Here is a 21,452-nt window from a genome sequence, read left to right on the forward strand (position 1 = left end):
TTTGTTGCCGGCAATTAGTGAAGGTTGTGCTGCTTGGCCCCCTCATCCGCCTGCCGGCACCTTCCCCCCGTTGGGGGGAAGAGACTCGTGGTGGGCGCTCGCCCTATCTCCCCCCACCACTCGACAACGCCCCATTTCCGTTCTATTGCCTCAAGGCAATTTCCAGCCGGACACCCCGGCCTTTTCCAAGGTTGATCCCATGAGCGTAGAGACGAGCAAGCCTGTTCCCCGTGCCGGTATTCTTGATATCGCGGCCTATGTGCCCGGCAAGGAACATGCGCCGGGTGTCTCGCGCGTCTACAAGCTCTCGTCGAACGAAACGCCGCTCGGCGCCAGCCCGAAGGCGATTGCCGCCTATCGGGCCGCGGCCGACAATCTCGAGCGCTATCCGGACGGACAGGCCGTCGAGCTGCGGGAGGCGATCGCGGCGGTGCATGGGCTTAACCCGGCTAACATTCTCTGCGGCAACGGCTCGGACGAGCTGCTCGGCCTGCTCTGCCATGTCTATCTGGCGCCCGGCGACGAGGCGATCATCACCGAGCACGGCTTCCTGGTCTACAAGATCCAGATCATGGGCGCCGGCGCCACCGTCGTCACGGTCAAGGAGAAGGAAGCGACCGTCGATGTCGACGCGATCATCGCCGCCGTGACCGAGAAGACCAAGATGGTGTTCATCGCCAACCCCGGCAATCCGACGGGCACCTATGTTCCCGTCAGCGAAATCCGCCGCCTGCATGCCGCCCTGCCGAAGAATGTCGTGCTGGTGCTCGATGCGGCCTATGCCGAATATGTGCGCCGCAACGATTATGAATCCGGTATCGAGATCGTGTCGTCGAACCCGAACGTGGTCATGACCCGCACCTTCTCCAAGGTTTACGGTCTGGCGGCGCTGCGCGTCGGCTGGATGTATGCGCCCGCCGATATCGTCGATGCGCTGAACCGCGTGCGTGGGCCGTTCAACATGAACATGGCGGCGATCTCGGCCGGTGCTGCTGCCATCCGCGACCAGTCCTTCATGCAGGAAGCCGTCGCCTTCAACCAGATGTGGATCGACAAGCTGACCGGCGCCTTCGAGGCGATCGGCCTGAAGGTCACGCCATCAGTCACCAATTTCGTGCTGATCCACTTCCCCGATCTGGACGGCAAGCGCGCCGACGAGGCCGATGAGTTCCTCACCAGCCGCGGCTATATCCTGCGTGCCGTGAAGGGCTACGGCTTCAAGAATTCACTGCGCATGAGCGTCGGCCCCGAAGAGGCCAACCGCGGCGTCATCGAGGCGCTCGGCGAGTTTATGGGACGGAAGGCATGACGGTCCAGTTCGATCGCATCGCGCTTATCGGCATCGGCCTGATCGGCTCGTCGCTGGCGCATGACATCAAGCGGCTGGGGCTGGCGAAAGAGGTGGTCATCGCCACCCGCAGCGCCGAGACGCTGAAGCGGGCGGAAGAGCTTGAGCTCGGCGATCGCTACACGACGTCGTCGGCCGAAGCGGTCAAGGATGCGGACCTCGTCATCGTCTCGGTGCCTGTCGGCGCGTCGGAGGCGGTCGCCAAGGAGATCGCCGGTAGCCTGAAGCCGGGCGCCATCGTCACCGATGTCGGCTCGACCAAGGCATCCGTCATCGCGCAGATGCAGCCGCATATGCCTGGCAACGTCCACTTCATTCCCGGCCACCCGCTGGCGGGCACGGAAAAGTCCGGCCCCGACGCCGGCTTCCCCGGCCTGTTTGCCGGCCGCTGGTGCATCTTCACGCCGCTCGCGGGGACGGATGAGACGGCGCTCAAGGCGCTCAGCCGCTTCTGGGAGACGCTGGGCTCGAAGATCGACGTGATGGACCCTGAACATCACGACAAGGTGCTCGCCATCGTCTCGCACCTGCCGCACCTGATCGCCTTCAACATCGTCGGCACGGCCGATGATCTGGGCACGGTGACGGAATCGGAAGTGATCAAGTATTCCGCCTCCGGCTTCCGCGATTTCACGCGTCTGGCCTCCTCCGATCCCACCATGTGGCGGGATGTGTGCCTGCACAACAAGGATGCGATCCTGGAGATGCTGGCGCGGTTTTCGGAAGACCTTGCCTATCTGCAGCGGGCGATCCGCTGGGGCGAGGGCGACAAGATTTTCGACCTCTTCACCCGCACCCGCGCCATCCGCCGCTCGATCATCGAGGCCGGCCAGGATGTCGATGCGCCGGACTTCGGGCGGCCGCATACGCTTGATAAGAAGGGGTGAGGTCCGAGGCGGACCGCCATCTCCCCCCTCATCCCGGCCTTGTGTCGAGATCCAGCGCGATCAAGTCATTGATCGCAATAGACTCTCTTCGACGCGCGGACGCGCGTCGGCTGGATTCCTGTGACAAGCACAGGAATGAGGGAGTGTGAGGAGGGCGCCGCGTACCTTCATGCCGCATTGCGCTGCGTACGCAGCACCGCGCCACGCGCGCCCCAGCATAAACCTCAGATCGGCGGGATCTGGCCGAGCGGGATGAAGCCGCTGACGGTGGCGTTGCCGCGCTGGACGACAAGGTCGACGGAGACGGTGCCGCCGCCACCGGCCATCGCCTTCAGGAGCTTGGCGGCGGTGTCGACGGTCTTGGCGATATCGGGGAAGCCCTGCTTGATGCTGTCGCGCCAGGCGTTCACATCCTCGATCTGCAGCTTGAACTGGGCAGTCAGATAGCCCTCCTCGTCGAAGGAGAAGGGGCCTGACAACGTCATCACCTTGCCGTTGCCCATATCGGCCACCGCCTTGCGGAGCTCGCCGCTGGCGCCATAGAGGCCCTTCTCGTCGCTGCCGTCGATCATGCCGGCCTTGCCCGCCAGTGTGACATCCGCGCTGGTCGAGAGTTTGGGCAAGACCTGCGGCCAATCCTTGATCACCGTCTGCGCGTCGGTCAGCGAGATCGCGCCGTCGAGATCGGCGCCGTTCTGGCGCAGGTGCAGCTCTGTATGGGCGGCGTCGAAGTTGATGGTCTGGCCGGTGGCGGAGGAGACGGCGGTGGCCTTGAGGCCATCGATGATGGTCGAGGAGTGGTCGATGCCCTTGAGCTTGGTGACGAGGCTCGACTGCAGGTTCGTCCACTCGGCGTTGACGGACAGGCCGTGCGCCGTGCGGATCTCGGCGGGCGAATCAAGTTCCCAGACGATATGGCCGGGGGCGTAGACCTGGGCTGCCGAACGCAGGGCGCCGAAACTTGCCGATACGCCGTTGACGTTGTCGTCGACATCCACCTTCGAGCAGAAGAGGCCGATGCGGAAAGGGAAGCCGCGGAAGTCGATATCGGTGCATTCGCCTGATACGCCGGCCTTGTTGCCGGGGCCGATCGCCGCCAGAACCGTGCTCTTCAGCGTCGAGGCGGCATAGAACCAGCCGCCGGTATAGAGTGCGACCACGAGAACGATGCCTGCCCCCAGCAACCAGAATTTCCTGCCGCTACGAGATTGGCTTGACGCTGCCATGATGTTCTCCAATGGTTGTCCGCAAAATTAGAATCTCGGTCTGGCTTGGGATATGGACGAATTTTGGGTGTTTGGCTACGGATCGCTGATGTGGAATCCGGGCTTCGCGTTTGTCGAGCGGTCACAAGCGCTTATTCATGGTTATCGGCGATCTCTCTGCGTTCGCTCGTGGGTGCATCGGGGCACCGAGCAAAATCCGGGGTTGGTGCTGGGGCTCGATCGCGGAGGATCGTGCCGCGGCATGGCGTTTCGCGTCGCGGGGGAGGATTGGGACGAGGTCATTACTTATCTCAGAGAACGCGAACTGGTGACCAACGTTTATCTGGAGCGTCAGGTTCCGCTGCAGCTTGCAGGCGGGCGCGGGGTCAGGGGCGTCGCCTATGTCGTCGACCGCGACCACACCCAATATGCCGGCTCGCTGGACACGTTGGCTGCGGCCCGCATCGTGCATCAGGCGCAGGGGAAATCCGGGCCGAACGACGCCTATGTCTTCAACACGCTGGCGCATCTGAAAGAGATGGGCATTCGCGACCACTGGCTGGAAGACGTGGTCGACGAGGTGGAGCGGCTGCGGGCGGCTTGAGTGGTGTAGGCGAAGGCGCTGCACGCCTTAGCCGGGCCAAGGCGCTGCACGCCTTAGCTGGCCGTTGCGGCGTTCTCTTTGCGCAGTTCTTCCAAGCGCTGGAGTGCCATGGGCGGCAGGGGCAGGTTGGGGTTGCGCGCGGCATCTTCAATCAGGATTTCGTCGCTGGCGCGCTCGGTGACCTCGATCAGATGCGCGAAGAAGGCGTCCGGGTCCATGCCGGGTTCGATCGGCTTCAGGATGCGGACCTTGTAGTGGCCGGGATAGCGCATGGTCGAGCGGCGCGGCCAGAAGAGGCCGGGCTGCATGGCGACAGGCACCACCGGCAACTGCAGGTCGCGATACATGCGGGCGATGCCATATTTGTAGACCGGTTCGGCGCCCGGTGGGCGGCGGGTGCCCTCGGGATAGATGATCAGCTGGCGGCCGGTGGCGAGTTCTTCCTTGGTGCGGCGCAGCGCCTCGACCATGACCTTGCCGCGAGCGCCGCGATTGATCGGGATCATCCGCTGCTTCTTGGCGTACCAGCCGAAGAGCGGGATCCACATGAGCTCGCGCTTGAGGATATAGACCGGATCCTTCAGCCACGGGAGCAGCGCATAGGTGTCCCAGAAGGACTGGTGCTTGGGGGCAAGGATGTAGCCGCCCTCGGGCAGGTTCTCCAGGCCCTCGATCTCGAAGGTGGTGCCGACGATCTTTTCCATCAGCCAGTGATTGGAGAGCGCCCAGTTCTTCGGGATGCGATAGGCGCTCCGGCGCGGCGCCAGGAAGTAATAGGGCGAGAACACGATCATCCTGAGGATGAGATTGGCGTAGAAGATCGTGTTGAAGAGAAAGGAACGCAGGGCGATCATGAAGTTTCCCGAGGCCTAGATCCGCCAGACGGGCGGCACAGCCGTCCTACACGATATTTTACGGCAGAAAAAGCGCTGATCGGCTCAGGTATCGCCTTCGGCCGAGCGCAGGCCCGGGTGGCGGAAGAGGCCGGTCAGGTTGCGGGCGCCGGCAAACAGCAGCTTGCCGTATTCGGCCAGCATGACGCGCATGGCGTTGGGATCAGTGAACCAGTTGCTGTTCTTCAGATCGGTGTTGACGACAGGATAGGGCACGAACTGGGTTTCGGGATCGACATAGGCGAGTTCGGCGAGGCTGCGCGGCATGTGGTAGTTGTTGGTGACGATCAACACGCTCTTGTAGCCCTTGGCGTGGATCCAGTTGGTCGCTTCCTCGGCATTGCCGATCGTGTCGAGCGCGTCGTAGCCGATGTCGACGCAGCAATCGAAGAGATCGGGCGCTGCCTGTGTCATCTTGCGGATCTGGTTACGGGTGGTGGTCGGGTGGACGCCAGAGATCAACAGGCGCTTGCCGGCGCCCTTCTGCAGGAGTTCCACTGCCTGGTCGATGCGCTGGTAGCCGCCGGTCAGCACGACGATGGCGTCCGCATGCGGATCGAGCGGCGGCTTGAGCGTCGTGACTGAATCCGCGAAGAGCAGAAAGCCACCGAAAACCAAGGCGATAGCGAGCACGAAGGCAACGCCGCCCCAGCGCAGCATGCGGCGCACGGGGCCACGGCGCGCGGGCTCGCTCTCGGAGCGGGAAAGCTCCGTTTTCGGGCGAATCGGGTCGTGCGACATGCGGCTCATGCTCATGAATCAAAAAATATACGCAGATTAGGGCGGCGAACAGACGCTTTCATGGCAAAATGCAGCCCGTAATCTTAATTCGGAAGGCCGTCGGCGCGGGTGGGATCGGAGCGCAGCGTGTCGATTTCGTAGATGGTGCGCATGACCGTTAGCCGGGCAGTGAAGGTGGTCAGGAGGGCGATGACGATCATCGTCGCGAAGATGCCGGCATAGCCGAGCGCGCCGACCGAGAAGGTGCCGAACAATGCTGTCGCCTGGTCGGTCTGCGGCGTCGCCAGCGTGCGGCTCTGCAAAAAGCCGGCGCTCATGAAGAAGAGGGCGGCAAGTGCTGAGCCGACCGCCGAGCCCTTGAGGCTGATCTTCAGGAAATGCTTCTGGAACTCGTTGGCAACGAATGAGCTCTCTGCGCCGACGAAGTGCAGGACTTCGACGATGTGACGGTTGCCGGACAATGCGCCACGGGTGGCGAAGACGACTGTCAGCACCATGGCGGAGAAGACCAGCAGCAGCACGCCGGTGCCGATCATGACAGTCGTGTGCGCCATCGAGACCAGGCGGTCGACCCAGGTGCGGTGATCGTCGAGCGAGGATTGCGGAATGCTCTCCTTCAGCATGGCGCGCATCGCATCGAAATCGGGCGGGTTGCTCTCGTCGATGGTGATGATGACGAGGCGGGGAACGGGCAGTTCCTTGATGTCGAGGCCGGTGCCGAGCCAGGGTTCGAGCAGGCGCGCGGTGGCGGCCTCGTCGACGATCTGGCCATCCTTGGTGCCGACGAAGGTGAGCGCGATGCGGCGGGCGTCATTCAGCGCCTTGTCGATGTCGAGCCCGTCGTCGGGCTTGATCTGGATGGTGATCTCGCGGGAGATCTGGCTTTCCCAGCTTGCGGCCGTCGAGCGCACCATCGAGACGCCGCCAAGCGTCAGGCAGGCGAGAAAGGCCATGATCGCGATCACGACCATCAGCGCGTTGCCCTGGATGTTGGCGGACGGCAGGATCGGTGCGGTCGGGCGCACCTTCATCTCCGGGCGTTTCTGACCCTTGGAGGCTGCAGGCGCTGCGGGGCGGGCGGTTGGCTCAGTCATGGATGTCGAGGTGCCCTTCCGAGAGGATCATCCGGCGGGCGTCCACCTGGTCCATCAGCGTCAGATCGTGGGTGGCGATCACGACGGCGGTTCCCAGGCGGTTGAGTTCGAGGAAGAGGTTGAGCAGGCGGCGCGCCATCGGCGGATCGACGTTGGCGGTCGGCTCGTCGGCGAGCAGGATTTCGGGGCGGTCGATGAGGGCGCGGGCGATCGCGGCGCGCTGCTTCTCGCCGCCCGAAAGCACTGGCGGCAGCACGTTGATGCGCTCGCCGAGGCCGACCCATTTCAGCAGTTCCAGCACGTCGGTCTTGTAGGAGCTCTCATCCTTGCCGCGCACGCGCAACGGCAGCGCCACGTTCTCATAGGTGGTGAGATGATCGAGCAGGCGGAATTCCTGGAAGATGATGCCGACGCGGCGGCGCAGCAGCGGCAGTTCGGTGCGGGGTATATCGGTGATGTCGCGACCGAACATGCGGATCAGGCCGCGTGTCGGCTGCAACGAAAGAAACAGAAGCCGAAGCAGCGTGGTCTTGCCGGCGCCGGAAGGGCCGGTCAGGAACTGGAAGGATTTCTTCGGGATGTCGAAGGTCAGGTCCCGGAGGATTTCCGGTCCCATTCCATAGCGCAAACCGACATTCTCGAAGTGGATCAACGGGCCGCTCAGTTTCTTGTTGTTTCACCGCATGACTTGTTAACCAGATCCGTTAACAACGGGTAAATTTCGCCGGAAAGACGCCTGTTTGATGGCGGTCTTTGCGAAGCATTAACCAATAAAATTTACGAGTAGAGAGGATTCGTTTCAATGCCCGCCTCCGAGGTTGGGCGTGAAAGCAGTGGATACCGGAAAGGCGGTCGTCATGACATCCTCCTCGTTCAAGCGCCAGGCACCCGGGCGGGCCTATGATTTCCTGCCGCCTGATACCGTGAAGCGCGAGCACCGGCAAAGCCGTCCCGCCGATATCGCCGACGCCGAGTTCGTCGTCATCGGCAAGCAGCGCGCGCCTGATTTCAACGATCGCAGCTTCAAGGGCCGCAGCTTCAACGACAACAGCCGCAGTGCCGGCGCTCGTCCGTCGCCGCGTACAGAGCGAGCAGCGCCGGTTCAGGCGCCATCCTTCGTACAAGCCGCCGAGGCGTGGCTGCAGCAGGCCTCGCTCAAGCATTTCTCCGTGCTTGTCGTCGCGCTCTGTGTCCTCGTCTTCGGTCTCTCCGGTGGCTTCTCCGGTCTGTCTGCTTCCAATGCGGCGGTCGATACCGATCCGCTGCACTTCACCCATGTGACGGCGACGCCGCGCGATGCCAACGGGATGCGGGTGCTTCTGATCAACGGCATCATCGACAATGTCAGCGGCACGACGCAGATGGTGCGGCCGATCCGCGCCAACCTCTACGCCGACGAAAAGCTGGTCGCCAGCGTTGTGATCAACGCGCCCGCCGACGTGATCTATGGCGGCCAGAGCCGCGGCTTCTCCTCCAGGATACAGTATCCCGGTGGAAAAACGCCCGAGGTTCGGCTCGCTTTCATGCCCTAAAGCGTGTCGCGAATCCTACGGATTCGCTCTTCACGCTTTAGATCTCTGTTCTAGCGCATGTCAGCAGCGCAAAACCGCGTCACACTTTTGCGCGACATGCTTTATGGGGTGTTTCGCCGCGCGGTTTGTGCTAACGGCTTGTGCTTGTTTTCAGGGAGCAAGCCTTCATGCCTGTGGTGCGCGGTAAGAATATCGATCCTCTTTTTACGGCCGAGATGATTGCCGAGCGCAATCATGCCATCGCCCGGGAGATCGCCAAGGGACCGACCAAGGACCTGCTCGTCATCGCCGTCCTCAAGGGCTCGTTCATCTTCGCGGCCGACCTCATCCGCGCGCTGCATGACAGCGGGCTTGCGCCCGAGGTCGAGTTCATCACGCTGTCGAGCTACGGCACCGGCACGGTTTCGCAGGGTGTGCGGATCGTCAAGGATATCGACAGCGAGGTGAAGGACCGCGACGTTCTCCTGATCGACGACATTCTCGAATCCGGCCGTACGCTGAAGTTCGCCAAGGAGCTGCTCTACGAGCGCGGCGCCCGCAACGTCACCATCGCCGTGCTGCTCGACAAGAGCGTCAAGCGCAAGGAAAAGCTGGAAGCGGATTATGTCGGCTTCGAATGCCCCGACTATTTCGTCGTCGGATACGGCATGGACGTGGCCTATGCCTTCCGCGAGCTTCCCTTCGTCGGCGTCGTCACCGGCGACGCGTAGTCACCTCTTTTTCTTGTCGCATGTCGTTGCCGCAAAACCGCTGCACACTTTTGCGCGACATGCTCTAAACGTGTCATTTCAAGACGGGTTGTTAACCATCCCGTCGATCGCCCGGATCATTGCCTTCGGCCGTTTACCACTCGCAAAGGAAAGTCGTGTGATTTGCGGGTAGGGCATGAAACGGAGCAATGCACACCATGGCAAGAATTCTGATTACGGAAGACGAAGATTCCCTGCGTTCTTTCGTAGCCCGCGCTTTGCGCCTCGACGGTCATGAGACCGAAGAAGCGGCTGACGGTGCGGAAGGGCTGGAGAAGCTCAACATCGGCGGTTACGATCTGCTGCTGTCGGATATCCGCATGCCCGTGATGGACGGCATCGAACTCGCACACCAGGCGAAGTCGGCCTTTCCGGCGCTGAAGATCCTTTTGATGACCGGCTATGCCGAACAGCGCGAACGCGCTGACGACCTCGCTGAGAAGATCGTCGATGTTGTGTCGAAGCCGTTTGCGCTTCCCGATATCCGCAAGGCGGTCGCGCGCGCTCTGGCGGCCTGAGGGCTGGCTAAGGCAAATTTATCGTACCAAGGCCGGCGTCTTCGCCGGCTTTTTCAGTTTTGGGGCTGAATGAACTTGCCCTCGAAGCGCACGCGAAAATTCCGGCGCTGCGGGTCTTCCTTGAAGCAGACGAAGATCAGTTCGATATCTTCGGCATGGTCGCGCTTGTCGAGCAGGCTGAGGGTCACGACGAGCACGCCGTCATAGGCGCGGGTCAGCCTGAAGGCGGCGTTGCGGATATCGTTGGCGTCGGGATCCTTGCGATCGTCGCGGCGTTCGTAGACCACCCAGAAAGGGCAGATGTCCCAGGTGGCGCGGAAGATCTCCGTCATTTCGGCCTGGAACTGCTCGGCATGCATGTTCGGGCCCCAGGTGAGCGTCTGCTCACCTTCGTCGGCGACGACGTTCAGATAGCCGTCATAGTCGTTGCCGTGCTCGGACAGGGCACTGCCGATCATCTCGAATGCCGTGTTTTCGTCGATTACCGTCTTGAAGAGAATTGCCATCGAATCGCTATCGTTCGTCGCCTGCCGCCGCGACATTACGAAGCTTCCGCGGTTTTGGAATAGCCCCATACGGGTGAAAAGCCGCTGTTCGGGGCAGGTTTGAAATCAAGAATATATCCTGCGTCTTATTGAATATCGAGCAGGCGTTCAAGATAGCGCCGTTCCATCTCCTGTGAAGGGTTGTTGCCCAGCTTTTCTCTGATGGCATCGAGGATTTCGCGGGCGCGCTGCACGTCGATCTCGTCGGGCACCTTCACCTGGTCGCCGAAGTCGGGTCCGTCGGCGCGGCGCGGACGGCCGAGCGGATCGCGGCCGTTCTGGTTGCCCTGGCCGACCTGGCCCTGCGGTCCCTGGCCCTGGCCTTGCTGACCCTGCTGCGCCTGCATCATCTGGTTCATCATGTCGCGGGCGCCCTGGCGTAGTGCCTCCAGCGCGCGGCCCTGGCCCTGGATGGCCGGCTCGCCGCGGCCCTGGCCGAGCTCGCGGCCGGCGCCTTCCATTTCGCGCTGCGCCTGACCGAAGCCCTGGCCGGGCTTCATGCCCATGTCGCCGAGGCTCTTCTGCATTTCGCCGAGCTGCTTGCCGAGCTGGTCCTGGCGCTCGCGCAGCTGCTTCAGCGCCTCGCGCAGCTGTTCGGCCGTCATCTCGTCCGACGGGTTCTGTCCCTGCTGGCCTTGTTGACCCTGTTGCTGCTGGCCCTGGCCTTGCTGGCCCTGTTGTTGCTGCTGATCCTGCGGCATGCCGTCATTGTCCATCGGCATGTCGTTCAGAAGCGGGTCGTTCATCCCGAGGTCGGGGTTCATGTTGTTGGGGTCGCCGCGCTGCATGCGGTCCTTCAGCTGCTGGTCGAGCTTGAAGGTCTCTTCCATCAGCTTCTGCTGGTCGCGCAGGATCTGGCCGAGCTTGTCCATCTGCTGGCGCATCTGGCTGTTGTCCTGGCCCTGCTGCTGCTGGCCACGCTGCGGCCGTCCGGCCTGCATGTTGTTCATCATCCGCTGCAGCTCCGACAGCATCTGCTGGGCGGCGTCGCGGTTGCCGGAGCGGGCCAGGTTTTCGATCTGGTCCATCATTCGCTCCAGATCCTGCTGGCGAATGACGTTCTGGGCGTTCTGGTTGGGCTGCATCGGCGCATTCTGCATGCGCTGCGCCAGCTCCTTCATGTAGTCCTGCATCGCCTTGCGCAGCTCGTCCATGAGCTTCTTGACCTCGGCGTCGGGCGCGTTGCGCTGCAGGGCGTCGGCGAGGTTCTGCTGGGCGTTGCGCAGGTTGCGCTCGGCCTCAGAGAGATTGCCGTCCTCCATGCCGATGGCGATGTCCCAGAGATAGTCGGCCGTGTCCTTCAGCGCCTCGTCGCCCTTGGCGAGCTTCATGCGCTGGCGGGCGGATTCGATCAGCAGGTAATTGGTGAGATTGGGGATCGTCTCTTCCGGGCGCAGCGTCAGCGCCTCGTTGAGTGCGATCGCCTCGGGCATCTTGCGGGTGTCGAGCGCGAAGGTCTGGCGCTGCTCGGCGACGGCTGCGGCGAGCGGCTCGCTGAAGGGGCGGGCGGGCAGCGTCATCTCGTGCGGCGGGCTGCGGCCCGTCTGGCCGGCGGCGTCCTTGGCGATCAGCGTGATGCGCACGCGCTTGCCCGCGAGCGGATGCTCGGTGAGGTTCTTGCTGGCCACACCCTTGGCGTCGCGGGCATTGCGGCGCGGAATGTCGAGCTTGTATTCGGGCAGCGGATAGAGCGGCGTGGCGCTCGTGTCCGTCTCGACAGGCACGATTTCGGCCGTTGCTTCCTGGACGCCGTAGTCGTCCTTGATGGTATAGCCGATCTCCAGCGCGCCGTTGACCGTCGGTTTCGGCAGGCCGTTGAAGGCGATCTCGGGGGCCTTGTCGGGGATGACGTCGAAGGCCCATTTGCGGCCGTTGACCTCAAGCGTGCCGTTTTCCTCGAGCTTCATCAGATGCGTGGAGGCGGTCTGCTGCTGTGGCGTTGCCGTTGCCGGCTGCTGACCCTCGGCCGTTGCTGGCGGGGGTGTCGCGGGCGTCCCCGAAGCGGGGGCGTTCGGCGTGGCGGCGGGGTTCTCGGCTGCGGCGATCTCGATGCGCTGGCCGTCCTCCCGGGCGAAGACTACCTTCTCGTCGGCCTTGCCGCCGGAGACGCGCACGGTGAGGTTCGACGATTGCGGGATCTTGATCGCGCCCTGCTCGCTGCCGGTCGCGGTGAGATAGACGGGGGCGCGGCCGGTATAGGCGGGCGGGGTGATCCAGGCGTCGATGCGGACTGCCGGGTCGGTTGCCTGCGCCTGCGGGCGTGGCTGCAGCGCGTCGCTGATCGAGCCGCCGTTCGTCGACAGCGAATAGCCGAAGGCGACGACGATCAGGAGGGCCGGGATGGCGCGCAGCGCCCAGCGGTCGTGCGAGGCGATATCGGGCTGCGGGAAGCCGGCGTCGAGCGAGGCGATCTTCTCGGCCATGCGGGTCTGGTGCTCGCGCCACAGCGCGCGGGCGAAGGGCGTGTCGAAGGCCGGCTCGTCTTCTTGCACGGCGACCGGCTGATGCGGCAGGCCGTTGCGTTCTTCCAGCAGCCGGTCGGCGGCGGCCGAGCCCGGCCAGTGCAGCTTGCGGAAGGGATAGAGCGTTGCCAGCAGCCCGAGGCCGAAGGCGATCAGCAGTACGATGCGCAGCCAATCGGGAACGATGCGGAAGACGCCGAACCAGGATGCGGCCAGATAAAGTGCCGCGAGCGACAGGATGGGCAGGGTGAGAGGCAGCACCTGCTCGAACAGCAACACGCATTGGGCGGTCAGACGCTTTGCCGTCACCAGCCGTGCGAGCGACGGCTTCAGGGCAAAGGCACCTTTCTTTTCGCTCTTGGTGCTGTTCTTCAATCCGGTCTCCGCGATCTGGCGTTTAGGGGGCAGAGAGGGCTTGCGCGGCGGCGACCGGGCAAGTTGATGTGCGGAAAGGATAACACTCTTTGTGGCGAAGACGAGGGCAGGGGCCGGTCAATGCCGGTTTTTCCCGCGTCTTCGCCAAAAAGTGATTGCCGTTGATCAGTCGAGCCAGGCGGGGACGCTATCGAGCGCGATCAGCTCTTCATAGGTCCGGCGCGGGCGGATGACGTGGAAATCGCTGCCCTTGACCAGCACTTCGGGCACCAGAAGGCGGCTGTTATAGGTGCCGGCCTGTACCGCGCCATAGGCTCCGGCGGAGCTGACGGCGAAGAGGTCGCCCGATTTCGGCATCGCCATTTCGCGGTCGAGCGCCAGGTAGTCGCCGGTCTCGCAAACGGGGCCGACGACATCGGCCTTGATGCGCGGCGCGTTGGCGGCCGAGATCACCACGGGGCGGATCTCGTGATAGGCCTCGTAAAGCGTCGGGCGGATGAGGTCATTCATGGCGCCGTCGACGATGACGAAGGTCTTCTCGCCGCCGTCCTTCACGTAGAGCACTTCGGTGACCAGAATGCCGGCATTGCCGACGATCAGGCGGCCGGGCTCCATGACGATCTTGCAGCCGAGCTCGCGCAGCTGGTTCTTGACGATCGCGGCATAGGCGTCGGGCAGCGGTGGCGGGTTGTTGTCGTCCTTGTAGGGAATGCCGAGGCCGCCGCCGATATCGACATGGTGGATGTCGTGGCCATCGGCGCGCAGTGTGCTGACCAGCTCGCGCAGCAGCTTGAAGGCGTCGTCGAAGGGCTGCAGCTCGGTGATCTGGCTGCCGATATGCATGTCGATGCCGGTGGCTTCGATGCCGGGCAAGGTGGCGGCGCGGGCGTAGACGGCGCGGGCGCGTTCCCAGGAGATGCCGAACTTGTTTTCCTTCTTGCCGGTCGAGATCTTGGCGTGCGTGCGGGCGTCGACATCGGGATTGATGCGGAAGGAGACGGGCGCCTTCTTGCCGGCCTTGACGGCGCGCTGGTTGAGGATCTCGAGCTCAGGCTCGGATTCGACGTTGAAGCAGTAGATGCCGGCTTCGAGCGCATAGTCCATCTCATGCGCGGTCTTGCCGACGCCGGAGAACATGATGCGGTTGGCCGGGATGCCGGCTGCCAGCGCGCGGCGCAGCTCTCCCTCGGAGACGACGTCGATGCCGGCGCCGAGATTGCCGAGCGTCTTCAGGACGGCCTGGTTCGAATTGGCCTTCATGGCGTAGCAGACCATGGAGTCGACATCGCTGAAGGCCTGCGAGAAAACCTTGTAGTGGCGCTCGAGCGTTGCCGTGGAATAGACGTAGAAGGGCGTGCCGACGGCCTTGGCAATCTCGGGAACGGGAACGTTCTCGGCGTAGAGGATGCCGTCGCGATACTCGAAATGGTTCACTTTAGTCGCCTGTTACAGAAGAGGATCGAGGAAGAAGTGGCGGTCCTTGACACCGGGCTGCTGCGTCGGTTTGGACGAGTCGCCCTCCTTCGTTGCCTGCACGCTCGGCGGATCGAGGTCGCCCTTGCGCCCGCATCCGGCGACGGCAAGGCCGATCACGGCGAAAACGACCGTCAGGCGGATGATCTGCGGGAAGCTGGTCTGCATGGAATTCCTCTTGGGAAGCGTCACGGATGGACACCTTCATAGCGAAGTTTATCCGCCTTGTGCACCCTGATTGTTGCGGTCTCGCGCTTTGCGAAATCGAAGGGGCGAAGCGGGTTACGCTCCGCCCTTTTCGGGATCAGTTGCGGGCGCGCCAGTAGGCGATCTGCTTTCTCACTTCCGACGGCGCCGTGCCGCCGAAGCTCTTGCGGCTGGCGACCGAGGCCTCGACGGTCAAGACGTCATAGACCTTGTCCGTAATGGCGGCGTTGATCGCCTGCAGATCGGCGAGCGGCAGGTCGGAGAGATCGCAGCCCTTGCTTTCGGCAAGCGCGACGGCGCGGCCGGTCACATGGTGGGCGTCGCGGAAGGGGAGGCCCGCCTCGCGCACCAGCCAGTCGGCGAGGTCGGTCGCGGTCGAATAACCGGTGCCGGCGGCAGCCTTCATGCGCTCAGTGTTGATGGTCAGGTCGCGGACCATGCCGGTCATCGCGGCGATCGCGAGCTCCAGGCTTTCGGCGGCGTCGAAGACCTGTTCCTTGTCTTCCTGCATGTCCTTGGAATAGGCGAGCGGCAGGCCCTTCATGATGGTCAAAAGCGCGATCAGCGAGCCGTTGATGCGGCCGGTCTTGGCGCGCACGAGTTCGGCGGCATCCGGGTTCTTCTTCTGCGGCATGATCGAGGAGCCGGTGGAAAACGCATCCGACAGGCGAACGAAGCCGAACTGCGGCGTCGACCAGATGACGATCTCTTCGGCCAGACGCGACAGGTGCATGGCGCAGATGGCGGCCAGCGCCAGGAACTCGATGGCGAAATCGCGGTCGGAGACGGTGTCGATCGAATTGCGGGTCGGCTCGCGGAAGCCGAGCGCCTTGGCCGTCATGTGGCGGTCGATCGGATAGCCGGTGCCGGCGAGCGCCGCCGAGCCGATCGGGCTCTCGTCCAGATGCTCGATGGCGTGGCGCACGCGCGAGCGGTCGCGGCCGAACATCTCGACATAGGCCATGCAATGATGGCCGAAGGTGACGGGCTGGGCGGTCTGCAGGTGCGTGAAGCCGGGCATGACGGTATCGGCATGCTCTTCGGCGCGGTCGAGGAAGGCTGCGATCAGGCTGGTCAGCAGCTGTTCGGTCTTCTGCAGCTCTTCCTTCACCCAGAGGCGGAAATCGAGCGCCACCTGGTCGTTGCGCGAGCGGGCGGTGTGCAAGCGGCCGGCGGCCGGGCCGATCAGGGTCGCAAGGCGCGCCTCGACATTCATGTGAATGTCCTCGAGCTTGCGGGAGAATTCGAAGTTGCCGCTCTCGATCTCTGACAGGATCGTGTTTAGCCCTTCGACGATCTTGTCCTTATCATCGGCCGAAATGATAGCCTGGTGGGCGAGCATGGTGGCGTGGGCGATCGATCCGCGAATATCCTGCGCAAACAGCTTCTTGTCGAAACCGATCGAGGCATTTATCTCCTCCATGATCGCATCTGGGCCGGAAGCGAAACGTCCGCCCCACATCTGGTTGGAGGATTTGGTGTCCGTGCTGTCGGCCATGAAAGATGCCTGCCTTGAAGAACGCGTGTCCGGGAGAATGAAATGACAACAAGAACGCCCTTGCGCCTGCCATCCCTGAAACTGATCGGGATCGCGGTCGTCGCAGGCATCATTGCCGGTGCGGCAGCGGTTTACATTAAGGAGACGGGGTCTGGCAATGGCGGCGCCGATATGGCGGCGGGCGAATGCAAGGCCACGAAGGACATCGCGACCCGCATCAAGCCCTTCCTGAAGGGCGAGGTGGCCGCCATGGTCGCGCCCGAACAGCCGGTCCTGATGACATCGATTGCCTTCAAGGATGCCGAGGGCAAGCCGATGACGCTCGACCACTTCGCCGGCAAGACGGTGCTCTTCAATCTCTGGGCGACATGGTGCGTCCCCTGCCGCGAGGAAATGCCGGCCTTGAACGCGCTGGAGAAGGAACTCGGCAGCGACAAGTTCCAGGTGGTGCCCGTCAATATCGACACCGGCGACGACGAGAAGCCGAAGACGTTTCTGTCGGAGACGGGCGTCGATGCGCTGAAGCTCTACCGCGACGATACGATCGCGGTGTTTAACGGGCTGAAGAAGCAGGGGCTGGCGTTCGGTCTGCCGGTGACGTTGCTGATCGACGACAAGGGGTGCCTGATCTCGGCGATGAACGGGCCGGCGGCCTGGGATAGCGCGGATGCCAAGGCGCTGATCAAGGGGGCTGTGGGGATTTAGTGTTTTGGGGGTGGTGGGCGGTTGGGTTTGGTAGCCGCAACGTCTGCGCCCGTGGCCCCCTCATCGCCTCGCTGCGCTCCGGCACTTCTCCCCGTTGGGGAGAAGGGCAGGTGGTGGGCGTTCTGCCCTGCTGAAGCCTTGGATAAGAAATTTCTTTAGCTAAGTTGCGAGGCGAGCGGCCCGCCCCAAAGTCTCTTCTCCCCAACGGGGAGAAGGTGCCGGCAGGCGGATGAGGGGGCTGCTGGCTCGGAGCAAACGCTACCGCGTCGGAACCGGAACCTCACCACGATAATCATAGAACCCACGGCCGGACTTCCGTCCAAGCCAGCCGGCCTCAACATATTTCACCAGCAACGGGCACGGGCGGTACTTGCTGTCCGCCAGGCCGTCATGCAGCACCTGCATGATCGACAGGCAGGTGTCGAGGCCGATGAAGTCGGCGAGTTGCAGCGGGCCCATGGGGTGGTTGGCGCCGAGTTTCATGGCGGTGTCGATGGCATCGACGGTGCCGACGCCTTCGTAGAGCGTGTAGATCGCCTCGTTGATCATCGGCAGCAGGATGCGGTTGACGATGAAGGCCGGGAAGTCCTCGGCGACGGTGACGGTCTTTTCCAGCGAGGCGACGAATTCGCGGGCCTTCTTGAAGGTGGTCTCTTCGGTGGCGATCCCGCGCACCAGTTCGACCAGCTTCATGACAGGCACCGGGTTCATGAAGTGGATGCCCATGAAGCGCTCGGGGCGATCGGTGGCGGAGGCCAGGCGGGTGATAGAAAGAGACGATGTGTTGGTGGCGATGATCGCTTCCGGCTTCAGGACAGGACAGACCGTAGCGTAGATCTTGCGCTTGACGCTCTCGTCCTCGGTCGCGGCCTCGATGACGAGATCGGAGGAGGCGAGGTCGTTGATGTCGGCGGAGCCCGATATCAAGGAGAGCGTGCTTGAGCGCTCCTCGTCGGTCATCTTGCCGCTGGTGACGTGGCGGGCGAGGTTGCCGTTGATGGTGGCGAGGCCGCGCTCGATGCGATCCTGGGTGAGATCGTAGATGTGGACCTTGTAGCCTGCGCTAGCCGAAACCTGCGCGATGCCGCAACCCATCTGGCCCGCGCCGATAATTCCGATTGTCTTGAACACCGCAGTCATCTCCACACCCCTGCTCGGCCTTCGCCCCCGCGATTGCCGTACCTATTCAACAAAACTGCCGGACGAATGATCGCCCGGCAGCAGTAGTAGCCCCTAAAAAGATAATTTTCCAGTCGCTCGCATGTGCGAAAGATGACGCGCGATCATGGAAGCCCGGCGCCGCATGCGAAACCGGGCATCCACCGACTTAGAGAGCCTTCTGCAGCTCGGGCAGGGCGTCGAAGAGATCGGCGACGAGACCGAAATCGGCGACCTGGAAGATCGGTGCTTCCTCGTCCTTGTTGATCGCGACGATGACCTTCGAATCCTTCATGCCGGCCAGATGCTGGATGGCGCCGGAGATGCCGCAGGCGATGTAGAGATCAGGAGCAACGACCTTGCCGGTCTGGCCAACCTGCCAGTCGTTCGGCGCGTAGCCGGCATCGACGGCGGCGCGCGAGGCACCGACGGCGGCACCGAGCTTGTCGGCAACCGGCAGGATGACCTCCTGGAACTTCTCCGAGGAACCCAGTGCACGACCGCCGGAGATGATGATCTTGGCCGATGTCAGTTCCGGACGGTCGGAGGTCGACAGTGCGTCCTTGACGAAGGTCGAGAGACCCGGATCGGATACGGCGGGGATCGCCTCGACCGAAGCCGAGCCGCCCTCAGGGGCAGCGGCGAAGGACGCGGTACGCACGGTGATGACCTTCTTGGCGTCGGTCGACTGCACCGTCTGGATGGCGTTGCCGGCGTAGATCGGGCGCTTGAAGGTGTCGGCCGAGACAACTTCGATGATCTCGGAGACCTGGGCGACGTCGAGCAGGGCGGCGACGCGCGGCAGGACGTTCTTGCCGACCGAGGTGGCGGCCGAGATGATGGTGTCGTAGCTTGCGGCCAGCGAAACGATCAGGTCGGCCAGCGGCTCGGCCAGATTGTTGGCGAGCTCGTCGCTTTCGGCGAGCAGGACCTTGGAGACGCCCGACAGCTTGGCGGCGGCATCGGCTGCGGGCTTGGCGCCCTTGCCGGCGACCAGCACATGCACATCGCCGCCGATTTTCGCGGCTGCCGCAAGCGTCTTGGCGGTCTGGTCGGAAAGGGTTGCGTTGTCGTGATCAGCCAGAAGAAGAATGGCCATGATGATATCTCCTTTCTCGAACCTTAGAGGACGCCAGCGGACTTGAGCTTTTCGACGAGCTCAGAAACCGATGCGACCTTGACGCCTGCCTTGCGGCCGGAGGGTTCTTCGGTCTTCAGCACCTTGAGCTTCGGCGCGGTGGAAACGCCGAAATCGGCCGGCGCCTTCTTGTCGAGCGGCTTCTTCTTCGCCTTCATGATGTTGGGCAGCGAAGCGTAGCGCGGCTCGTTGAGACGCAGGTCGGTGGTGACGACTGCAGGCAACTTGACCTCGATCGTCTGCAGGCCGCCGTCGACTTCGCGGGTCACGGTTGCCTTGTTGTCACCGATCTCGATCTTCGAGGCGAAGGTTGCCTGCGCGGTGCCCAAGAGGGCAGCCAGCATCTGGCCGGTCTGGTTCGAGTCGTCATCGATCGCCTGCTTGCCGACGATAACAAGGCCCGGCTGTTCGGCGTCGGCGACGCCCTTCAGGATCTTGGCGACGGCGAGCGGCTCTACCTGGTCGTCGGTCTCGACGAGAATGGCGCGGTCGGCGCCCATGGCGAGCGCGGTGCGCAGCGTCTCTTCAGCCTTGGCTGGACCGATCGAGACCACGATCACTTCCTCGGCCTTGCCGGCTTCCTTCAGGCGAAGCGCCTCTTCCACCGAGATTTCGTCGAAGGGGTTCATCGACATCTTGATGTTGGCCAGTTCGACGCCCGTGCCATCCGGCTTCACGCGGATCTTCACGTTGTAATCAACCACCCGCTTTACTGGGACGAGAATCTTCATGTGGTCCTTCCTTCAACTCTTTCGCCAAGAAAATGCGCGTTTCCGCGCTGCTCCGATTGTCGAATGGCGACATGGATACGCGTTTTTCCTCCAAAGACAACGCTTCCATGACGCAGACAGGCAAATTCCATGGGGATTATATTACCTTTACGTTCACGTCAATATTTTCGGCTTCATTTGTCCCAGGGCAAGCGCGGGCGCGGTGGCTGGCCGGGGACGGTGATCATGGCGGGATTGGGGGTCGGGCGGTCGCGCACGGCCTTGGGCGTCACCACCTCGCTGTCGAAGAGCGGCACCCCGCGCCGGCGCATGACGAGTACCAGAAGAGCGCCAGCGATAATGCCGCCGACATGGGCGCCCCAGGAGACGTTACCGTCAGGCTCAAGCGCCAGCATGACGAATTGCTGGCCGGTCCAGAGGATCAGCGGCACGAAGGCGGGAAGCGGCAGCGGCACGCGCATGAACACCAGCACCCAGACCTTCACGCGCGGATGCAGCATCAGATAGGCGGCGACGACGCCCGATATGGCGCCGGACGCGCCGATCAGCGGCGCCTGCGAGGTCATGCCGATCAGGCCGTGCACCAGCGCGCCCGATATGGCGCAAAGGAGATAGAAGACGAGGAAGCGCAGATGGCCCATCGCATCCTCGACATTGTCGCCGAAGACCCAGAGAAAGAGCATGTTGGAGGCGAGATGCCAGAAGCCGGAATGAACGAAGGAGTAGCTGACATAGGTCAGCGGCTCGGGCGTGATTGCGAGCGCCGGTTCGAGGTGAGCGTAGTGGAAGGCGACGGCCGGGATATAGCCGAGGCCGACGAAGGCCGCCTGCGCGACCGATTCCGTGGCGATGACGCCGGTAAACAGCCAGACGACGATGTTGACCGCGATCAGCCCCATCGTCACCCATTGCAGCTTGATATGCTTCAGCGTGTTGGCATCGTGCAGCGGTATGAACATATGGGCCGGCGGTCCAGTTGCTTGATATCAGTCAAGTCTAGCGGTTTTTTCCGGGAACCCAAAGCACATCCGCGTGGCCGCGATCATTGGCATGGCGGGCGGCGACGAAGAGGAAATCGGACAGGCGATTGACGTATTTCAGCGCCGCTTCGCTGACGATCTCTCCCTCGCTGCGCGATAACGTCACCATCAGCCGTTCGGCCCTGCGGGTGATCGTGCGCGCCAGATGCAGGTGGGCTGCGGCGGAGTGGCCGCCCGGCAGCACGAAGGATTTCAGCGGCTGCAGATCGGCGTTCAGCTTGTCGATGTCGTTTTCGATCCGCGTCACCTGGCTTTCAACGATGCGCAGCGGCTCGTATTCCGGCGGCGTGCCGGTGTCGGGCGTGGCGAGATCGGCGCCGAGATCGAAGAGATCGTTCTGGATCGACATCAGCATCGCATCGAGTTCGGGCATGCCCTGCATGTGCAATCTCGCGATGCCGATCGCCGAATTGGCTTCGTCGATGGTGCCGAAGGCCTCGACGCGCAGATTGTCCTTCAGCCGGCGCGGGCCGGCGACCAGCCCGGTCGTGCCGTCGTCGCCGGTCTTGGTGTAGATCTTGTTGAGCTTGACCATGCTTTATCTCCTCC

Annotated in this window: 22 protein-coding genes; 7 read left to right on the plus strand and 15 right to left on the minus strand. The window is 63.1% G+C overall.

Going from position 1 to position 21,452, the window contains the following annotated elements:
- Window positions 1-199: 199 nt before the first annotated feature.
- Window positions 200-1,309, plus strand: coding sequence for a histidinol-phosphate transaminase (hisC, locus tag D460_RS0125730; protein WP_018901484.1), 1,110 nt, complete (start codon window positions 200-202; stop codon window positions 1,307-1,309).
- Entirely contained in the window at window positions 1,306-2,235 is a 930-nt protein-coding gene (locus tag D460_RS0125735; protein WP_018901485.1) for a prephenate/arogenate dehydrogenase family protein, read from the plus strand. The genes hisC and D460_RS0125735 overlap by 4 nt, the downstream gene beginning before the upstream one ends.
- A gap of 224 nt (window positions 2,236-2,459) precedes the next feature.
- On the opposite strand, the gene D460_RS0125740 is transcribed toward D460_RS0125735, so the two are convergent.
- Entirely contained in the window at window positions 2,460-3,461 is a 1,002-nt protein-coding gene (locus tag D460_RS0125740) for a DUF2125 domain-containing protein (protein ID WP_026283545.1), read from the minus strand.
- A 52-nt stretch (window positions 3,462-3,513) separates the two neighbouring features.
- On the opposite strand from D460_RS0125740, the gene D460_RS0125745 reads away from it, so the two are divergent.
- Window positions 3,514-4,044, plus strand: a complete 531-nt coding sequence (locus D460_RS0125745) for a gamma-glutamylcyclotransferase (RefSeq protein WP_026283546.1) — start codon at window positions 3,514-3,516, stop codon at window positions 4,042-4,044.
- Between the two features lie 53 nt (window positions 4,045-4,097).
- On the opposite strand, the gene D460_RS0125750 is transcribed toward D460_RS0125745, so the two are convergent.
- The 4 genes from D460_RS0125750 to ftsE all read right to left on the minus strand — a co-directional run bounded on the left by D460_RS0125750 (window position 4,098) and on the right by ftsE (window position 7,424).
- A complete protein-coding gene (locus D460_RS0125750; protein WP_018901488.1) occupies window positions 4,098-4,898 on the minus strand; it encodes a 1-acyl-sn-glycerol-3-phosphate acyltransferase in 801 nt (266 codons plus the stop codon).
- An 84-nt stretch (window positions 4,899-4,982) separates the two neighbouring features.
- Window positions 4,983-5,678 (minus strand): YdcF family protein, encoded by a 696-nt coding sequence (locus D460_RS0125755; protein ID WP_018901489.1) that lies wholly within the window; start codon window positions 5,676-5,678, stop codon window positions 4,983-4,985.
- A gap of 83 nt (window positions 5,679-5,761) precedes the next feature.
- A complete protein-coding gene (locus D460_RS0125760; RefSeq protein ID WP_026283547.1) occupies window positions 5,762-6,772 on the minus strand; it encodes an ABC transporter permease in 1,011 nt (336 codons plus the stop codon).
- Entirely contained in the window at window positions 6,765-7,424 is a 660-nt protein-coding gene (ftsE, locus tag D460_RS0125765) for a cell division ATP-binding protein FtsE (RefSeq protein ID WP_018901491.1), read from the minus strand. Before ftsE ends, D460_RS0125760 begins: the two co-directional genes overlap by 8 nt.
- Window positions 7,425-7,629: 205 nt before the next feature.
- Between ftsE and D460_RS0125770 the strand changes: the two genes are divergently transcribed.
- The 3 genes from D460_RS0125770 (at window position 7,630) to D460_RS0125780 (ending at window position 9,571) form a co-directional block, all read left to right on the plus strand.
- On the plus strand, window positions 7,630-8,304 hold the full coding sequence (locus D460_RS0125770) for a hypothetical protein (protein ID WP_155947857.1): 675 nt from the start codon (window positions 7,630-7,632) through the stop codon (window positions 8,302-8,304).
- A 167-nt stretch (window positions 8,305-8,471) separates the two neighbouring features.
- The gene (gene hpt, locus D460_RS0125775; RefSeq protein ID WP_018901493.1) at window positions 8,472-9,014 is read left to right on the plus strand and encodes a hypoxanthine phosphoribosyltransferase; all 543 of its coding nucleotides are present in this window, start codon (window positions 8,472-8,474) and stop codon (window positions 9,012-9,014) included.
- Between the two features lie 197 nt (window positions 9,015-9,211).
- Entirely contained in the window at window positions 9,212-9,571 is a 360-nt protein-coding gene (locus D460_RS0125780; RefSeq protein WP_026283548.1) for a response regulator, read from the plus strand.
- A gap of 53 nt (window positions 9,572-9,624) precedes the next feature.
- On the opposite strand, the gene D460_RS0125785 is transcribed toward D460_RS0125780, so the two are convergent.
- The 5 genes from D460_RS0125785 to argH form a co-directional block, all read right to left on the minus strand.
- The gene (locus D460_RS0125785; RefSeq protein WP_026283549.1) at window positions 9,625-10,077 is read right to left on the minus strand and encodes a hypothetical protein; all 453 of its coding nucleotides are present in this window, start codon (window positions 10,075-10,077) and stop codon (window positions 9,625-9,627) included.
- A gap of 125 nt (window positions 10,078-10,202) precedes the next feature.
- Complete coding sequence (locus tag D460_RS0125790) at window positions 10,203-12,953, minus strand: TIGR02302 family protein (RefSeq protein WP_018901496.1); 2,751 nt, start codon at window positions 12,951-12,953, stop codon at window positions 10,203-10,205.
- 165 nt (window positions 12,954-13,118) lie between these two features.
- Window positions 13,119-14,387, minus strand: a complete 1,269-nt coding sequence (gene lysA / locus D460_RS0125795) for a diaminopimelate decarboxylase (protein WP_018901497.1) — start codon at window positions 14,385-14,387, stop codon at window positions 13,119-13,121.
- Window positions 14,388-14,399: 12 nt separating this feature from the next.
- Window positions 14,400-14,594, minus strand: coding sequence for a lipoprotein (locus tag D460_RS0125800; RefSeq protein ID WP_018901498.1), 195 nt, complete (start codon window positions 14,592-14,594; stop codon window positions 14,400-14,402).
- Window positions 14,595-14,730: 136 nt separating this feature from the next.
- A complete protein-coding gene (gene argH / locus D460_RS0125805) occupies window positions 14,731-16,131 on the minus strand; it encodes an argininosuccinate lyase (protein WP_018901499.1) in 1,401 nt (466 codons plus the stop codon).
- Window positions 16,132-16,173: 42 nt separating this feature from the next.
- On the opposite strand from argH, the gene D460_RS0125810 reads away from it, so the two are divergent.
- Window positions 16,174-16,836 (plus strand): TlpA disulfide reductase family protein, encoded by a 663-nt coding sequence (locus D460_RS0125810; protein ID WP_018901500.1) that lies wholly within the window; start codon window positions 16,174-16,176, stop codon window positions 16,834-16,836.
- 258 nt (window positions 16,837-17,094) lie between these two features.
- Here D460_RS0125810 and D460_RS0125815 read toward each other — a convergent pair whose 3' ends face one another.
- The 5 genes from D460_RS0125815 to D460_RS0125835 all read right to left on the minus strand — a co-directional run bounded on the left by D460_RS0125815 (window position 17,095) and on the right by D460_RS0125835 (window position 21,438).
- Window positions 17,095-17,976 carry a 3-hydroxybutyryl-CoA dehydrogenase gene (locus D460_RS0125815; protein ID WP_026283550.1) on the minus strand — a complete coding sequence of 294 codons (882 nt, stop codon included), beginning with the start codon at window positions 17,974-17,976 and terminating at the stop codon, window positions 17,095-17,097.
- Between the two features lie 187 nt (window positions 17,977-18,163).
- Entirely contained in the window at window positions 18,164-19,093 is a 930-nt protein-coding gene (locus D460_RS0125820; RefSeq protein WP_018901502.1) for an electron transfer flavoprotein subunit alpha/FixB family protein, read from the minus strand.
- Window positions 19,094-19,116: 23 nt separating this feature from the next.
- Window positions 19,117-19,863 carry an electron transfer flavoprotein subunit beta/FixA family protein gene (locus D460_RS0125825; protein ID WP_018901503.1) on the minus strand — a complete coding sequence of 249 codons (747 nt, stop codon included), beginning with the start codon at window positions 19,861-19,863 and terminating at the stop codon, window positions 19,117-19,119.
- A 173-nt stretch (window positions 19,864-20,036) separates the two neighbouring features.
- On the minus strand, window positions 20,037-20,822 hold the full coding sequence (locus D460_RS0125830; RefSeq protein ID WP_018901504.1) for a rhomboid family intramembrane serine protease: 786 nt from the start codon (window positions 20,820-20,822) through the stop codon (window positions 20,037-20,039).
- A 37-nt stretch (window positions 20,823-20,859) separates the two neighbouring features.
- Complete coding sequence (locus tag D460_RS0125835; protein WP_018901505.1) at window positions 20,860-21,438, minus strand: cob(I)yrinic acid a,c-diamide adenosyltransferase; 579 nt, start codon at window positions 21,436-21,438, stop codon at window positions 20,860-20,862.
- Window positions 21,439-21,452 lie beyond the last annotated feature (14 nt).

The sequence above is a fragment of the Rhizobium sp. 2MFCol3.1 genome, from assembly GCF_000377565.1.
Classification (GTDB): Bacteria; Pseudomonadota; Alphaproteobacteria; order Rhizobiales; family Rhizobiaceae; genus Rhizobium.

What these genes read in the sequence shown, in the direction of transcription:
- hisC (WP_018901484.1), top strand. Translation starts at nt 200, where the DNA reads ATGAGCGTAGAGACGAGCAAGCCTGTTCCCCGTGCCGGTATTCTTGAT.
- D460_RS0125735 (WP_018901485.1), top strand. Translation starts at nt 1,306, where the DNA reads ATGACGGTCCAGTTCGATCGCATCGCGCTTATCGGCATCGGCCTGATC.
- D460_RS0125740 (WP_026283545.1), bottom strand. Translation starts at nt 3,461, where the DNA reads ATGGCAGCGTCAAGCCAATCTCGTAGCGGCAGGAAATTCTGGTTGCTG.
- D460_RS0125745 (WP_026283546.1), top strand. Translation starts at nt 3,514, where the DNA reads ATGGACGAATTTTGGGTGTTTGGCTACGGATCGCTGATGTGGAATCCG.
- D460_RS0125750 (WP_018901488.1), bottom strand. Translation starts at nt 4,898, where the DNA reads ATGATCGCCCTGCGTTCCTTTCTCTTCAACACGATCTTCTACGCCAAT.
- D460_RS0125755 (WP_018901489.1), bottom strand. Translation starts at nt 5,678, where the DNA reads ATGTCGCACGACCCGATTCGCCCGAAAACGGAGCTTTCCCGCTCCGAG.
- D460_RS0125760 (WP_026283547.1), bottom strand. Translation starts at nt 6,772, where the DNA reads ATGACTGAGCCAACCGCCCGCCCCGCAGCGCCTGCAGCCTCCAAGGGT.
- D460_RS0125770 (WP_155947857.1), top strand. Translation starts at nt 7,630, where the DNA reads ATGACATCCTCCTCGTTCAAGCGCCAGGCACCCGGGCGGGCCTATGAT.
- hpt (WP_018901493.1), top strand. Translation starts at nt 8,472, where the DNA reads ATGCCTGTGGTGCGCGGTAAGAATATCGATCCTCTTTTTACGGCCGAG.
- D460_RS0125780 (WP_026283548.1), top strand. Translation starts at nt 9,212, where the DNA reads ATGGCAAGAATTCTGATTACGGAAGACGAAGATTCCCTGCGTTCTTTC.
- D460_RS0125785 (WP_026283549.1), bottom strand. Translation starts at nt 10,077, where the DNA reads ATGGCAATTCTCTTCAAGACGGTAATCGACGAAAACACGGCATTCGAG.
- D460_RS0125800 (WP_018901498.1), bottom strand. Translation starts at nt 14,594, where the DNA reads ATGCAGACCAGCTTCCCGCAGATCATCCGCCTGACGGTCGTTTTCGCC.
- argH (WP_018901499.1), bottom strand. Translation starts at nt 16,131, where the DNA reads ATGGCCGACAGCACGGACACCAAATCCTCCAACCAGATGTGGGGCGGA.
- D460_RS0125810 (WP_018901500.1), top strand. Translation starts at nt 16,174, where the DNA reads ATGACAACAAGAACGCCCTTGCGCCTGCCATCCCTGAAACTGATCGGG.
- D460_RS0125815 (WP_026283550.1), bottom strand. Translation starts at nt 17,976, where the DNA reads ATGACTGCGGTGTTCAAGACAATCGGAATTATCGGCGCGGGCCAGATG.
- D460_RS0125820 (WP_018901502.1), bottom strand. Translation starts at nt 19,093, where the DNA reads ATGGCCATTCTTCTTCTGGCTGATCACGACAACGCAACCCTTTCCGAC.
- D460_RS0125825 (WP_018901503.1), bottom strand. Translation starts at nt 19,863, where the DNA reads ATGAAGATTCTCGTCCCAGTAAAGCGGGTGGTTGATTACAACGTGAAG.
- D460_RS0125830 (WP_018901504.1), bottom strand. Translation starts at nt 20,822, where the DNA reads ATGTTCATACCGCTGCACGATGCCAACACGCTGAAGCATATCAAGCTG.
- D460_RS0125835 (WP_018901505.1), bottom strand. Translation starts at nt 21,438, where the DNA reads ATGGTCAAGCTCAACAAGATCTACACCAAGACCGGCGACGACGGCACG.